Below are 14,116 nucleotides of genomic sequence, written 5' to 3'. Positions count from 1 at the left end.
ATTTATTAATCGCGATAAATTTTGCAAAGATCCTGATAGTGATCGATTCGTCTGTCTCTTAAATACGGCCAGATGCGACGAACAGATTCACTGCGTGCAAGATCAACATCAACAACAGAGATTTCCTCAGCTTCTTCAGATGCATGCAATAACATTTCGCCTTGTGGACCGGTAACAAAAGAATTGCCCCAGAATTGAATACCTTCACTTTGACCTGAAGGGTCTGATTCATGGCCAACACGGTTAACGCTGATCACAGGTACTCCGTTCGACACTGCATGTGCACGCTGTGCAATTATCCAAGCATCTCGTTGACGAATTTGCTCTGCTTTGTCATCGCGAGGATCCCAGCCGATTGCCGTTGGGTAGATTAAAAACTCAGCGCCCGCCATTGCCATCAGACGCGCACCTTCTGGGAACCATTGATCCCAACACACCAGTACGCCTAATTTGCCTACAGAAGTCTGAATCGGAGTAAAGCCCATGTCGCCAGGAGTGAAGTAAAACTTTTCATAAAAACCTGGGTCATCAGGAATATGCATTTTACGGTATTTGCCAGCAATCGTACCGTCAGACTCAAGTACAACTGCAGTGTTGTGATAAAGCCCTGTTGCACGCTTTTCAAATAACGACGCAACGATGACAACATTCAGCTCTTTTGCAAGTGCGCCTAGTGAGTCTGTGCTTGGGCCTGGAATGGTTTCCGCTAAGTCGAAGAGATCGGTGTCTTCAGTCTGGCAAAAATACAAGCTGCGGTGCAATTCTTGTAAAACGATAAGCTTAGCACCCTGACTTGCCGCTTTTCGGATACCGTCACAGGTTTTCGCAAAGTTGTTTACGAGATCTGTAGAGTTGCTATGTTGAACAATACCAACTTTGATGTTTTTTTCAGTCATGGTACTTACCTTAAAAAACCTTTTGGTAACTGCATCGTAATACAGTGCAGGCTACCGAATTGATGGATGATTGGTAGGCAGTTAACGCCAATTACCGTTCTTTCTGGGTGGGCAAGAGAGACTTTGTCCAGTGCTTCTTGATCTTTGTCGTCGCCATAGATAGGTACTAACACCGTTTTATTCAAGATCAGATAGTTTGCATAGGTTGCAGGTAATCTCTCACCCTCGTTATCAAATTTAGCGCTAGGCCAAGGTAAACTAATCAAACGGTATGGATCGCCATTTGGGGTGCGGAATGTGCGTAGCTGCTGTTCCATTTTATTGAGAGCATCATAGTGCTCGTCTGATTTGTCGTCGCACTTTACATATACCAAGGTGTTATCCGGTGCAAAACGCACTAACGTGTCGATATGACTATCCGTATCATCACCGGCTAAGTATCCATGATCTACCCACAGGAATGACTCAGCACCCAACTCTTTTTGCAACAATAGTTCTAATTCGGTTTTACTTAGATGTGGATTGCGATTTGGGTTCAACAGACACTCTGAAGTAGTCAATAGGACATTGGACTCGTTGATCTCAATACCGCCGCCTTCAAGTACCACGTCAACTTTTTCAAAGGTACAGTTTGGGTTGAGGACCTGTTTGGCTAGCTGCTGATTGATCTTATTGTCTAAATCCGCAGCAAACTTGTTACCCCAACCCGTAAAGGTGAAATCTTTAATACATAGATTTCCTGTACTTGTTTGCGTCGTAAGTGGACCGTGGTCACGGGCCCAGGTGTCATCGCAAGGCGTCACAACAAAGTGACACTTGGTTAAGCTAACCTCAGCTGCGCCGAGTAGGTTTTCGATATGCTGTTTTAACGCATCATTATGCGCCACGATAACGACTTCTTGAACTTGGGTAATATGTTGGCAAAGTGCAACGTACACAGGTTCAACGTCACTGAGAATGTCGCTCCAATCGGTATCAGAATGCGGCCAAGTAAGCATGATAGCGTCTTGTGGTGCCCATTCTGGGAGTAAAGTAAAACTCATTAAATCATCACCATATAATAATAAGCCTATAGTTTATCATTAACCTCAGGTGTGTCAGTAAGTTTTGTGAAGATAATTGAGCATTTAAAGAAGGCACTTAATGCGTTAAATGCCTTATTGGTCTTTTTGCTGCTTTAGCTTAAGTTGTCTGGTCTGGGCGTGTAAGCTCGCCCGTACGAGCAACTCTTGATCCGCTTCTCTAATAGCGGTAAAGGCGAGGGTGAATTTACCATCTTGCTTGGCAATGACTTGTGAGTAGCAAAAGATAGCACTGGCTTCATTGCGCAAAAATATTTTAGTTCGTAACGATTGTCCGACTTCATAATCTGCTTCTAACGTTGCGGTCAGGCCGCCGCCGCCGTAGCTGTCACAAGATAGATGGTTGTCGTCAGGCTCTTCGGTTGCGAGAATATGGCTGATAATTAAATCAATCTTACGTGATTGCGCCTGCAAATAAGCTGCTAACTCATTGGCAATATCACCCAGATTACGAAGTGGTCGCAGGGCATTAAGATCTAACTCATTAATTTCGTTCGCGAGTTTAAATAGCGGCGGAATTGCAGCTTCTAATTGATATTCGTTTTCTGGAACCATATTGTCATCAACCGGGTAGAGGTTGATCTGAACCTGTTCAGCTATCTGAAAATACTGTTCAAATAATTCCTGCAAATTCGCTTTCATGTTTTATCTCTTGGCATCGCGCCGCTTTACAACTGTCTCTATAGTAACGGTTTAGTTTACCGATAATCAAACTTTGAATTGCTCAAGTAGTTGTTCTTGGGTTGTTATCTTTTCTACTTGAGACTGCATGGTGGCATCTACGCTCTTAGCTTCGCTATACACCGATTCGGAAATACCACGAATTGATGAGCTACTGCTATTCACGTTATTTACAATATCATTTTGCTCATTCAGCATATCAGCAATGCGGGAATTCAAATCGACAATATGGCGAATGGCACTACGCATATCTTCAAGCGCGGCTCGAGTTTGGTCTGCCTTTTCAACCGTTTTATCGACATAATGTTGGCTTTGCTTCATTACAGTAACCGCGCTTTCTGAACCTGACTGTAGTTGACTTATCATTCCACGGATTTCAGTTGTGGCTTCTTGTGTTCTTTGTGCAAGCGATCTCACTTCGTCAGCAACGACGGCAAAGCCGCGGCCAGACTCACCGGCCCTTGCGGCTTCAATGGCAGCATTGAGCGCTAGGAGATTGGTTTGCTCAGCGATGCTGTTGATAACCGATAATATTTGCTCAATAGCTGTAGACGAGCTTTCTAACTCCGTAACTACGGTCATTGCCGAACTGATTTGATTAGATAGCTCTTGAATTGTCTCCGTTGTTTCTGCAACGATTTTTTCTCCTTGGCGAGCAACTTGATCGGTGGTTTTAATTGCTTCAGCGGCTTCATGGGCAGATTGTGTTACTTGATGTTCAGTTGTAGACATGTGTGTTGTTGCTTCATCAAGGACTTTGATACTCGCTAATTGCTCTTGAATGGAAAGTTTGGCTTTATTTGCAACTTTAGATGTTTGTTGAGCATCGTTTAAAACTTCATGGCCTAAACCCTGAATATTCGCTATTAGAGACTGTAAGCTACTGGTAAAGGCATTAAAATTTTGCGCCAGTGCTGCAAATTCGGGTTCATGCTCGGTATTTAATCGTACGGTTAAGTCCGCATTACCGCGTGCGATAGCAGCCATGGCGGTGTTGATTTCATCAAGCGGCTTTAATAATAAGCTAATTACAAAAGAAAGTAGTACAGTCGCGAGTGCCACAGAAATAAAGGCAAATATGGCTGCATCTCTTTGCAGTCGTGAAAGTGCAGCAAAAACGGTGTCTTCATCCAGCATCACCCCTAAATACCAATCTAAGCCTTCGACCTCTTTAAACTGTACTAATTTGTCTTCGCCATTTACTTCAACGTATTGGATATTTTCTGAGATACTTATGTCACCGAGAAATGTACGAGAAGACTTACCATTTAGTTTTACATCAGGGTGTGAGATAGTCGACCCGTCTTTACTCACCATAAAGGCAAAACCTGCGTCGAGCAGGTTGAACGAGTTAATCATTTCGCCGAGTTTTGCCAAACTAACGTCGTAAAAAATCGCGCCGTTGAATTGGCCTTGTTTAAACACTGGTGCACCGATTGATACCACAATTTCGTTACTTACTGCGTCAGCGTAAGGCGCTGTGATAATGAGCTTTCGTGCAGTTTTTGCGTCGGTATACCAAGGTCGCTTTCTCGGGTCCCAGTTTGCACCAGGGTTCCAATTTGGATCGCTAGCGACATATTTTCCTGTTTGCTCTTCACCATAACCTATCAGTAGGAAAGAGGTTGTGAGCTGTGGCTGCGAGAGGATAGGAAAGGCTGCGTCTAGGGTGTCAGTGGAAGCCACGAGATTGGTAGCAAGCGCGGCGAGATCGGTTGCTCCTTTCATTTGCGCAGTGACAGTGTTACCAATTCCTTGAATTATTTCATTCACACTTTGTTCGGCTTGTGCTTTGATTGCTGATTGCACGGAAATGTATTGAATAACAGATAAGATCAGTAATGCTGCAAGCAGCACAAGCGCAGAGACGGATACGACTTTGTGTTTAAACTTCACGGCCACACTCCAATAAGTTTGATACATTAAACTTATGACATTTAATAAGAAAATGCCAAATCTTCTGCGTTGATTTGAAGGTATTTCAAATTATTGCGTTTATATTAATTATTTATTCATGGTGCAATTCCTATTCTCTAAAACTTAGAAGAGGAGAAAACATCATGTATAAACCAGCTTTAACAGCAATTGCCTCGGCAATGATACTCGCTGCATGCGGTGGCGGTTCAGGTTCTGACTCAAACGACAACAACACCACGCAACCAACCCAAAAAACCACCGTAAGTGTTGGTGTGTCAGATGCTGCTGTGAATAATCTTGCAGAGGTAAACCTTGTTATTCAACGGCTGACATTTAGAGCATCTGGAAAAGAAGATGTCACATTTGATACCTTGGATGCACAGGGTAATCCAATGAAAATCAATCTGCTTGAATATACGGGTGATGATATCTATTTGGTTGTAAATGACCAAGAGATCGATGCTGGTGATTATGAGTGGATCAGAGCCGATGTTGTAAACGGTAGTGCGGGGTCTAATTTTGATTTAACCTCTAGCGTGCGTTTTTTAGATGGTAGTCAAGCACCATTAGCCGTAACCCGTAAAGGCAACGATGGTGTAGGTGAAATCCAACTCAATAACTTCTCGTTAAATGAAGGTGAGAACCAAATCGTATTGGAGTTTGACTTAAATAAGGCGCTGTTGAAGCGCGGAAATGATGACACTGTTTATCTAAAACCAACAGCTGTCCGTTTGGAAAATCTGTTAACCAGTTTCGAGATTGAGGGCATGGTTAGCGAGTCTGTGAAAAATGCATGTATAGCAGATAATGCGGACCTAGCTCCTCTAGTCGGAGAGTACAAACACGTTGTTTATCTTTATAAAGCGGATGTTGCAGTGCCTGGCGACATCAGTGATGAAGGTTCAGCGCCAGTAGCAACCGCAAACTTAGATGCCGAGAGTGAATATGAGATAGCATTTATTGGTTCTGGAGATTACAAAGTAGGGTATTCGTGCTTAGGTCATTTAGATGATGCCGAAACGATAGATGCAGATTTTAGTTTGTATCAAACAAAAGACGTTACGTTAACGCAAGATACAGAAGTGAATTTCGAGACGAACTAATATCAACTAGTCTTTTAGGCGAATTGGTATAACAGCAAAACAAAAAGGGCTTCAATTGAAGCCCTTTTTACTATTTAAATTCAAAATTAAGCATTTTCTAGTGCAGCGCGCGGGTCAACATATTCCATGTTGAAGCCTTCTGCCACTTCTTTACACGTTACTTGACCTTTCAGAACGTTTAAGCCGTCCATGAAGTGTTTGTCATTTAGTAGCGCTTGTTTGTAGCCTAAGTTTGCAAGCTTGATGATGTACGGAAGCGTTGCATTGTTAAGTGCAAACGTTGAAGTACGAGGTACAGCACCTGGCATGTTAGCTACACAGTAGTGAACTACGTCATCAACAATGTATGTTGGCTCTGCGTGTGTAGTCGCCTTAGAAGTAGCAATACAGCCACCTTGGTCGATTGCAACGTCAACGATAGCAGCACCAGGCTTCATTGCTTTGATGTGTTCTGCAGTTACAAGCTTAGGAGCCGCTGCACCAGGAATTAGTACGCCGCCGATCACAAGATCTGCTTCTAGTACGTGCTTTTCAAGTGCGTCAGCCGTTGAGTAGATAACTTTAGCTTGGCTACCAAACTGTGCATTCAAAGAACGTAATACATCAATGCTACGGTCAAGAATAGTAACGTCTGCGCCTAGACCTACAGCCATTTGCGCTGCGTTACGTCCAACCATACCACCACCGATCACAACGACTTTAGCTGGTTCAACACCAGGTACACCACCTAACAGCATACCACGGCCTTCACGTGACTTTTCAAGCGCTTGAGCACCTGCCTGAATTGACATACGACCAGCAACTTCTGACATTGGCGCTAGCAGTGGAAGACCACCACGCGCATCAGTTACCGTTTCGTATGCGATACAGATAGCACCGCTCTTGATTAGATCTTCTGTTTGTGGAAGGTCTGGTGCTAAGTGAAGGTAAGTAAATAGGATTTGATCTTCACGTAGCATTGCGCGCTCAACAGCTTGAGGCTCTTTTACTTTAACAATCATATCAGCAGTAGCAAAAACTTCTGCCGCTGTGTCTAAAACTTTAGCACCAACTTGAACATAATCTTCGTCAGTAAAACCAATGCCGATACCAGCATTTGTTTCAACAACGACTTCGTGACCGTGATTGATTAGTTCACGAACGCTCGCAGGAACCATACCAACGCGGTATTCGTGGTTTTTTATCTCTTTAGGTACACCAATAATCATAATATTCGCCTCAAAATAAGAACGGGGTAAAATTTTTGACTATTATATTTACCTATAGCCAGTGTGTCTCACTGTTTTAATATTTCAGTGTAGTGATATACTCTAAATTAATGAATCATTCAGGATAAAAAACTACACTATGTATCAACAACTAGACAGAATCGACAGAAAGATTTTAGTCGAACTTCAGAAAGATGGCAGAATTTCGAACGTAGAATTAGCCAAACGCATAGGATTGAGCGCTACGCCTTGCTTGGAGCGCGTTAAAAAGCTGGAGCGAGAAGGATTTATTCGAGGTTATAAAGCCGTAGTCGATCCTGCTAAGCTTGGACAGGGACTTTTAGTGTTTGTTGAAGTTACAGTGAATAAAAACTCGCCTGATGTGTTCGATAGATTTAATCAAGCAGTAAAGCAGCATGATGAAATTATTGAATGTCACCTTGTGTCCGGTAGTTTCGACTATTTATTGAAAACACGAGTGACCGACATGTCAGAATATCGCGGAGTTTTAGGAGAAATTTTACTTAAACTGCCAAATATCAGTGAAAGTCGAACTTTTGTGGTCATGGAAGAAGTAAAAGGAGAAGAAGGAGAAGTAATAAAACCTTGTGCACCTTGAGGTATTTCTTGGTAAGGTGTAAGTATATACAGCAATACTAACGCAAATCACTAATTTGCTGACGTTTTGGGCTTTTATAGTCCGGAAAAGAAACAGAAAAAAGGTTTAATTACAATGCGCTTAAATGGTGTGCAACGCCTCTTAGAGACAGGTTTGATTGTAAGCACGGCTGCAGCAATATTTATGTTGTGTGCGTTGATAAGTTTCGACCCAGCCGATCCAGCTTGGACTCAATCCGGTGAGTACGTAAAAGTAAACAATATAACGGGTGCTGCCGGAGCTTGGCTGGCAGACATTATGCTGCTGAGTTTCGGTTGGCTGGCGTTCTTGATCCCAGCAGCGCTGCAGTTTCTTGGTTATCTACTGTTTAAAAAACCGCATAAGCTACTGCAACTCGATTACACCACGTTAGGTTTACGCCTTATTGGCGCGACGCTGTTTATTACCTCTGCAAGTGCAATTAGCAGCATCAATTTCGATGATATCTATAATTTCTCATCTGGTGGGGTAGTAGGGGATGTGGTTGCTGGTGCAATGATGCCGGCCTTTAACTTTACCGGTACTTCTATATTGCTACTGTGCTTTTTCTTTGCCGGAATGACACTACTTACCGGTGTGTCTTGGGTTGAATTCGTTGATTATTTAGGTGAAAAGGTACTCGCCGGCTTTAGATGGTTACGCGATAGGTTGACAGCAGAGCGCAATATAGAGCAAACGCAGTCAGTTTCACAGAAACCGGAGGGTGCTGGCACCAAAACGGATAGAGTAGAGAGTGAGACACCAATAATAGCTAGCGAGCGAAAAGATGATCTCGAGCAGGTTTACCAGCAACAAACCGATACTGAAATTAATATAGATTTCGATGCTGAAGAAGAACCCAGTGGACTTGGCAAATTAAAAGATAAATTGTTCCGCAAAACGAGCACTGAACCTGCACCTCAATCCACGTCTGCACCGCACTCTGATCTACAAGAGAAGAAAGAGCCGTCGGTATTTGATGAGCTAGATGATATTCTAGAGCAAGAAATCAACTTTTCAGCGATAGAGGATGAGCCACTGGATACTGTCGCGGCATTAAATGCCTTGGATGAAGCACCAGTGCATGAAACCAAAGTGGTTTCTCCGGCAAGGCCTCTTAAGCCTAAAGTACCTGAAAAGGCGGCCAATGGTTATCAGCCTCCACCAAGCGCAAAAGAGCAATTTGAAGCGCTTCTAGAGGCTCAGCCACCTGCGGATCCATTGCCTTCATTAGACTTGTTGGATAGACCTGACAAGGCTAAAAACCCAATTTCGCAAGAAGAGTTAGATCAGGTTTCGCGGTTGGTTGAAACTAAACTATTAGACTTCAATGTACAGGCGCAGGTAGTTGGTGTGTATCCAGGCCCTGTCGTTACGCGTTTTGAGTTAGATCTCGCGCCGGGCATTAAAGTTGCTAAGATCACAGGTTTAGCAAAAGACTTAGCGCGTTCATTATCTGCAGTCAGTGTGCGTGTAGTTGAGGTTATCCCAGGCAAGACGTATGTGGGTTTAGAGCTACCTAACAAACACCGTGAAATCGTGCGTTTGTCTGAAGTGATAGGCGCCCCTAAGTTTGAACAAAATCCATCTCCTTTGACTATGGTGCTTGGTAAAGATATCGCAGGCCAACCGGTCGTTGCTGATTTAGGCAAAATGCCGCATTTGCTGGTGGCCGGTACCACTGGTTCTGGTAAGTCAGTGGGCGTTAATGTCATGATCTTAAGCTTGTTATATAAGTCGCCGCCAGAAGATGTGCGAATGATCATGATAGATCCGAAAATGCTTGAGCTTTCAGTTTACGAAGGTATCCCACATTTATTATGCGAAGTGGTTACCGATATGAAAGAGGCAGCAAACGCGCTACGCTGGTGTGTGGGGGAAATGGAACGCCGTTATAAGCTGATGTCGGCACTCGGTGTTCGTAACCTCAAAGGTTACAATCAAAAGATTAAAGACGCTAAAGAAGCGGGTCATCCAATTTTAGATCCACTCTTTAAAGATACAGACGGTATGGCTGATGAACCACAAGAGCTAGATAAATTACCGAGTATCGTGGTCGTTATAGACGAATTTGCCGACATGATGATGATTGTTGGTAAAAAAGTAGAAGAGTTAATTGCACGTATTGCACAAAAGGCGCGAGCGGCAGGCATACATTTAGTGCTGGCAACACAGCGTCCATCAGTAGATGTTATTACGGGTTTGATCAAAGCGAATATACCAACGCGAATGGCGTTCCAAGTATCAAGTAAGATTGATTCACGTACAATCTTAGACCAACAAGGTGCGGAGAATCTGTTGGGTATGGGTGACATGCTCTATTTGCCGCCAGGAACGAGTGTTCCGGTTCGTGTACATGGCGCGTTTGTTGACGATCATGAAGTACATGCGGTAGTGAGTGACTGGAAAGCAAGAGGCAAACCAAACTACGTAGAAGAAATTCTATGCGGTGAAGCGACTGAGGATATTTTACTACCAGGCGAAGCACCGGAAGGTGGGGATGAAGAGTCTGACCCACTTTATGATGAAGCCGTTGGGTTTGTTATTGAAACAGGCAAAGTGTCTGTTTCGAGTGTACAACGTAAGTTAAGGGTTGGTTATAACCGTGCCGCTCGATTAGTTGAGCAAATGGAAATGTCTGGAGTGGTAAGTGCTCCTGGTCATAATGGTGCACGAGATGTATTGGTAAAAGGTGGAGCCAATTAATGAAAAAATTTAAGCAAATTGCGTTGCTAACGGTATTATCAAACCTCTTTATTCAGCCTGTGTGGGCTGATGAGGCAGCGATGCAAAGTCTAAAAGGAAGACTGGCTGAATTAACCAGTTTTCAAGGTAAGTTTGAGCAAATCGTTAAAGATCAAGAAGGCAATGAGTTGCAAACCGGCGAGGGGGCGATAACCTTAGCGCAGCCACTAAAAATCCGCTGGCAACAAGAGATGCCGGATGACACTTTATTTGTATCAAGCGGAGCAACAACCTATTACTACGATACGTTTGCTGAGCAAGTGACCATCCTAGATACGACTAAACTTATTGATACTACGCCATTTGTGCTACTTACGACCCAAGAGGACAGTCAATGGTTGAAGTACAACGTAGCTCTTAACGGTCAAGAATATCTGATCACGCCAAAAAACAAAGTAGACTCGCAGGTAGAGCAATTAACACTGCGTTTTGATGATAAAAACGACGGCTTAGCATTATTGAAAGTGAACGATATTTCAGGTCAAGTCTCTACGTTTAGCTTTAAAGAAAGCAAAGTCAATGTACCAGTAAAAGAGAGTTTGTTTGAGTTTACAATTCCACAAGGAGTGGTCGTAGACGACCAAAGAGGCAGTGACTAGTTTAGGGTTTGATTTTACACCAGATGTACGACCGTTGGCCGCAAGAATGCGGCCAACCTCGTTAGAGCATTATGTCGGGCAGAGTCATATTTTGTCCAAAGGCTCTGTACTTTATCGTGCGATTGAATCTGGGCGCTGTCATAGCCTAATCCTTTGGGGGCCACCCGGAGTGGGTAAAACCACCCTTGCTGAGATCATTGCCAACTATGCGGATGCAGAGCTTATCAAACTTTCTGCCGTTAGCGCGGGAATTAAAGAGGTTCGTGAAGCGGTCGTCGATGCTAAAAACCGATTAGCTCAATTTGGTAGACGTACGCTGTTATTTGTTGATGAAGTACATCGCTTTAACAAATCCCAGCAAGACGGATTTTTACCTCACATTGAAGATGGCACCTTTATTTTTATTGGCGCGACCACTGAAAACCCTTCTTTTGCACTGAATAACGCGATCTTGTCTCGCGCGCGTGTCTATACCTTACAATCGCTTGTAGAGGATGAATTAGGTCAAGTACTCAAAGATGCGTTGTCCCGCGATGAACAGCTGTCGAAATTAGCGATCACCATTGATGACAGCGCGCTTGAACTCATCGCCAAAGCAGCTTCGGGAGATGCGAGAAAGGCACTTAATTTGCTGGAGCAGGCGGTTGACTTAAGTTTTGAGCCAAATTCAAACACTCATTTGGTGAATGAACTTGTACTAAAACAAGTATTGCCCAGCCAATTATCAAGTTATGACAATAAGGGCGACTTATACTATGACCTAATCTCAGCGTTTCATAAATCAGTTCGTGGCAGCGCACCAGATGCGGCACTTTATTGGTATTGCAGAATATTAGCAGGCGGAGGCGATCCGCTCTATGTTGCAAGGCGATTGCTGGCGATCGCCACTGAAGATATCGGCAACGCAGACCCAAGAGCGATGCAAGTTGCGTTAAATGCTTGGGATATATTTCATCGGGTAGGGCCAAGTGAAGGAGAGCGTGCGATAGCACAGGCAACGCTTTATCTTGCGAGTGCGCCAAAAAGTAATGCGGTCTACATGGCGTTCAATCAAGCTAAACGCGATGCTTCAAGTGATCCGAATTACCCCGTACCTGAACATCTCAGAAATGCACCGACAAAACTAATGAAAGAGCTCGGTTTTGGCGAAGAATACCGTTACGCACATAATGAGCCTGGCGCGTTTGCTGCTGGAGAAAATTACTTCCCAGAAGCCATTCAAGAGCGACAATATTATCATCCGACAGATAGGGGACTTGAGAAACAAATCGCTGACAAGCTTAACTATCTACAGACGCAAAATGCACAAAGTAGCACCAAGAGGTATAAGTAGCGATGCTAATAAATTATCTCACAATTGCGCTAGGTGGAGCGTTTGGTGCAATGTTACGCTTTTTTATCAGCGATATGTCGATAAAACTCTTAGGTAAGGGATTCCCTTTTGGGACGTTGATCGTTAATATTCTTGGTTCATTATTGATGGGTGTGCTTTACGGTTTAATTGAAAAAGAAGTTATTTCAGTTTCTCCATCTAAAACGTTGATAGGTATTGGCTTTTTAGGTGCACTGACTACTTTTTCTACATTCTCAATGGATTCCTTGTTGTTACTTCAACAGGGGCAATATGTGAAAATGGCGTTTAACGTCACATTAAACGTGGTGGCGTGTATCTTTATGGCCTGGGTTGGTCTCTGCCTCATCATGCAAAAAGGTTAAAAAAACAATGTTAGATTCTAAATACTTTCGTCAAGACATCGAGGAAGCCGCTGCGCGTCTGAAAAAGCGTGGTTTTGAACTCGATGTTGCTAAGATCACCGAATTAGAAGAAAAGCGCAAAGCGCTACAAACCAAAACTCAGGAATTACAGAGTGAGCGTAACAGTTCCTCCAAAGCGATTGGTCAAGCTAAAGCGAAAGGGGAAGACGTTCAACCTTTACTAGATGCTGTTGCAAACTTGGGCGACCAATTAAGTGCAGCGAAAGAAGAGCAGGATAAAATTCTTGCTGAACTTAATGACTACGCAATGTCGTTGCCAAACCTCCCTGCTGAAGAGGTACCTGCAGGTGCCGATGAGTCTGAGAATGTTGAAATAAGCACTTGGGGTGAGCCAAAGCAGTTTGATTTTGAAGTTAAAGATCATGTTGACCTTGGCGAAGCGCTTGATAAGGGTCTCGATTTCGAAACTGGTGTTAAGCTAAGTGGTTCTCGCTTTACAGTGATGCGCGGTGGCGTAGCACGTATGCATAGAGCACTTGTACAACTGATGCTGAATACGCACACTGAGCAAAATGGTTATACCGAAATGTATGTACCATATCTTGTGAATAAAGCGAGCTTGTTTGGCACGGGTCAGCTTCCTAAGTTTGCAGAAGATTTGTTCCATACAGAAGCATTATCTGAAGACCAAGATGGCTTTAGCCTAATTCCGACGGCAGAAGTACCGTTAACTAACTGCGCTCGTGATGTTATTTACGACGAAAAAGAGCTGCCGATTAAGATGACGGCGCACACGCCTTGTTTTAGAAGCGAAGCAGGTAGTTATGGGCGTGATACGCGCGGACTTATTCGTCAACACCAGTTTGATAAGGTTGAACTTGTCCAGCTTGTAAAACCTGAAGATTCTATGGCAGCGCTTGAAGAGTTAACAGGCCATGCTGAGCAAATTTTACAAGCACTTGGCTTACCTTACAGAAAAGTGGTGCTTTGTACAGGAGACATGGGTTTCGGTGCGACGAAAACGTATGATTTAGAAGTTTGGTTACCAGCGCAAAATACCTACAGAGAAATCTCTTCTTGTTCAAACATGTGGGATTTCCAAGCGCGCCGTATGCAAGCGCGTTTCCGCCGTAGTGGTGAGAAGAAGCCAGAACTACTTCATACTCTTAATGGTTCTGGTTTAGCGGTGGGTCGTACTCTAGTTGCGATTTTAGAAAACTACCAACAGGCAGATGGGTCAATTATTGTGCCTGATGCACTAAAACCATATATGGGTGGTGTAGAGGTGATTAAAGCAAGCTAAGATAGTACTGCTTAATTGAGCTTTGCTCGATTTAAAAACTCAAGTTATTGAAAAGAGGTTGGATTCGTCCAGCCTCTTTTTATTACTAAATTATGAATGTTTTTTTACAGCAAAATATAGAAAAATAATATCATAAACCTATTCAACATGCCTTAAATACCTCACTTTCCATTAAAAAGTAAATTAATTATGCTTTTTGTGCCTAACTGTACAAGAATTACATTTCTGA

At 43.4% G+C, this 14,116-nt stretch carries 12 protein-coding genes; 7 read left to right on the top strand and 5 right to left on the bottom strand.

The annotated features are described in order from the left end of the window. Positions 1-5: 5 nt before the first annotated feature. The 4 genes from EXT47_RS08815 to EXT47_RS08800 form a co-directional block, all read right to left on the bottom strand. On the bottom strand, positions 6-896 hold the full coding sequence (locus tag EXT47_RS08815) for a carbon-nitrogen hydrolase (protein ID WP_017217436.1): 891 nt from the start codon (positions 894-896) through the stop codon (positions 6-8). Positions 897-901: 5 nt separating this feature from the next. Then, on the bottom strand, positions 902-1,939 hold the full coding sequence (locus tag EXT47_RS08810) for an agmatine/peptidylarginine deiminase (protein ID WP_130126344.1): 1,038 nt from the start codon (positions 1,937-1,939) through the stop codon (positions 902-904). A gap of 114 nt (positions 1,940-2,053) precedes the next feature. Then, positions 2,054-2,620, bottom strand: coding sequence for a PilZ domain-containing protein (locus tag EXT47_RS08805; protein WP_130126342.1), 567 nt, complete (start codon positions 2,618-2,620; stop codon positions 2,054-2,056). Positions 2,621-2,686: 66 nt separating this feature from the next. After that, on the bottom strand, positions 2,687-4,555 hold the full coding sequence (locus EXT47_RS08800; RefSeq protein WP_165383803.1) for a methyl-accepting chemotaxis protein: 1,869 nt from the start codon (positions 4,553-4,555) through the stop codon (positions 2,687-2,689). 164 nt (positions 4,556-4,719) lie between these two features. On the opposite strand from EXT47_RS08800, the gene EXT47_RS08795 reads away from it, so the two are divergent. Continuing rightward, positions 4,720-5,679 (top strand): DUF4382 domain-containing protein, encoded by a 960-nt coding sequence (locus tag EXT47_RS08795; protein ID WP_130126338.1) that lies wholly within the window; start codon positions 4,720-4,722, stop codon positions 5,677-5,679. Positions 5,680-5,765: 86 nt separating this feature from the next. On the opposite strand, the gene ald is transcribed toward EXT47_RS08795, so the two are convergent. After that, entirely contained in the window at positions 5,766-6,887 is a 1,122-nt protein-coding gene (gene ald, locus EXT47_RS08790) for an alanine dehydrogenase (RefSeq protein ID WP_010372751.1), read from the bottom strand. 139 nt (positions 6,888-7,026) lie between these two features. Here ald and lrp point away from each other — a divergent pair, with 139 nt between their 5' ends. From lrp to serS, 6 genes are all read left to right on the top strand, one after another. Further along, positions 7,027-7,506 carry a leucine-responsive transcriptional regulator Lrp gene (gene lrp / locus EXT47_RS08785; protein ID WP_010372754.1) on the top strand — a complete coding sequence of 160 codons (480 nt, stop codon included), beginning with the start codon at positions 7,027-7,029 and terminating at the stop codon, positions 7,504-7,506. Positions 7,507-7,620: 114 nt separating this feature from the next. Next, positions 7,621-10,230 carry a DNA translocase FtsK gene (locus EXT47_RS08780; protein ID WP_130126336.1) on the top strand — a complete coding sequence of 870 codons (2,610 nt, stop codon included), beginning with the start codon at positions 7,621-7,623 and terminating at the stop codon, positions 10,228-10,230. After that, entirely contained in the window at positions 10,230-10,868 is a 639-nt protein-coding gene (lolA, locus tag EXT47_RS08775; protein WP_069020658.1) for an outer membrane lipoprotein chaperone LolA, read from the top strand. The genes EXT47_RS08780 and lolA overlap by 1 nt, the downstream gene beginning before the upstream one ends. Continuing rightward, complete coding sequence (locus EXT47_RS08770) at positions 10,861-12,201, top strand: replication-associated recombination protein A (protein WP_130126334.1); 1,341 nt, start codon at positions 10,861-10,863, stop codon at positions 12,199-12,201. The genes lolA and EXT47_RS08770 overlap by 8 nt, the downstream gene beginning before the upstream one ends. A gap of 2 nt (positions 12,202-12,203) precedes the next feature. Further along, positions 12,204-12,584 carry a fluoride efflux transporter CrcB gene (gene crcB / locus EXT47_RS08765; protein ID WP_010604733.1) on the top strand — a complete coding sequence of 127 codons (381 nt, stop codon included), beginning with the start codon at positions 12,204-12,206 and terminating at the stop codon, positions 12,582-12,584. Positions 12,585-12,591: 7 nt separating this feature from the next. After that, on the top strand, positions 12,592-13,887 hold the full coding sequence (gene serS, locus EXT47_RS08760; RefSeq protein WP_045988497.1) for a serine--tRNA ligase: 1,296 nt from the start codon (positions 12,592-12,594) through the stop codon (positions 13,885-13,887). Positions 13,888-14,116 lie beyond the last annotated feature (229 nt).

It is taken from the genome of Pseudoalteromonas sp. CO342X (genome assembly GCF_004208915.1).
Classification (GTDB): Bacteria; Pseudomonadota; Gammaproteobacteria; order Enterobacterales; family Alteromonadaceae; genus Pseudoalteromonas; species Pseudoalteromonas maricaloris.
Note: the sequence above shows the minus strand (reverse complement) of the source record. Positions and strands in the feature narration are given on the sequence as shown.

Coding starts and splice junctions, on each gene's coding strand:
- serS (WP_045988497.1), top strand. CDS start 12,592: ATGTTAGATTCTAAATACTTTCGTCAAGACATCGAGGAAGCCGCTGCG.
- EXT47_RS08795 (WP_130126338.1), top strand. CDS start 4,720: ATGTATAAACCAGCTTTAACAGCAATTGCCTCGGCAATGATACTCGCT.
- lrp (WP_010372754.1), top strand. CDS start 7,027: ATGTATCAACAACTAGACAGAATCGACAGAAAGATTTTAGTCGAACTT.
- crcB (WP_010604733.1), top strand. CDS start 12,204: ATGCTAATAAATTATCTCACAATTGCGCTAGGTGGAGCGTTTGGTGCA.
- EXT47_RS08815 (WP_017217436.1), bottom strand. CDS start 896: ATGACTGAAAAAAACATCAAAGTTGGTATTGTTCAACATAGCAACTCT.
- EXT47_RS08810 (WP_130126344.1), bottom strand. CDS start 1,939: ATGAGTTTTACTTTACTCCCAGAATGGGCACCACAAGACGCTATCATG.
- ald (WP_010372751.1), bottom strand. CDS start 6,887: ATGATTATTGGTGTACCTAAAGAGATAAAAAACCACGAATACCGCGTT.
- lolA (WP_069020658.1), top strand. CDS start 10,230: ATGAAAAAATTTAAGCAAATTGCGTTGCTAACGGTATTATCAAACCTC.
- EXT47_RS08780 (WP_130126336.1), top strand. CDS start 7,621: ATGCGCTTAAATGGTGTGCAACGCCTCTTAGAGACAGGTTTGATTGTA.
- EXT47_RS08805 (WP_130126342.1), bottom strand. CDS start 2,620: ATGAAAGCGAATTTGCAGGAATTATTTGAACAGTATTTTCAGATAGCT.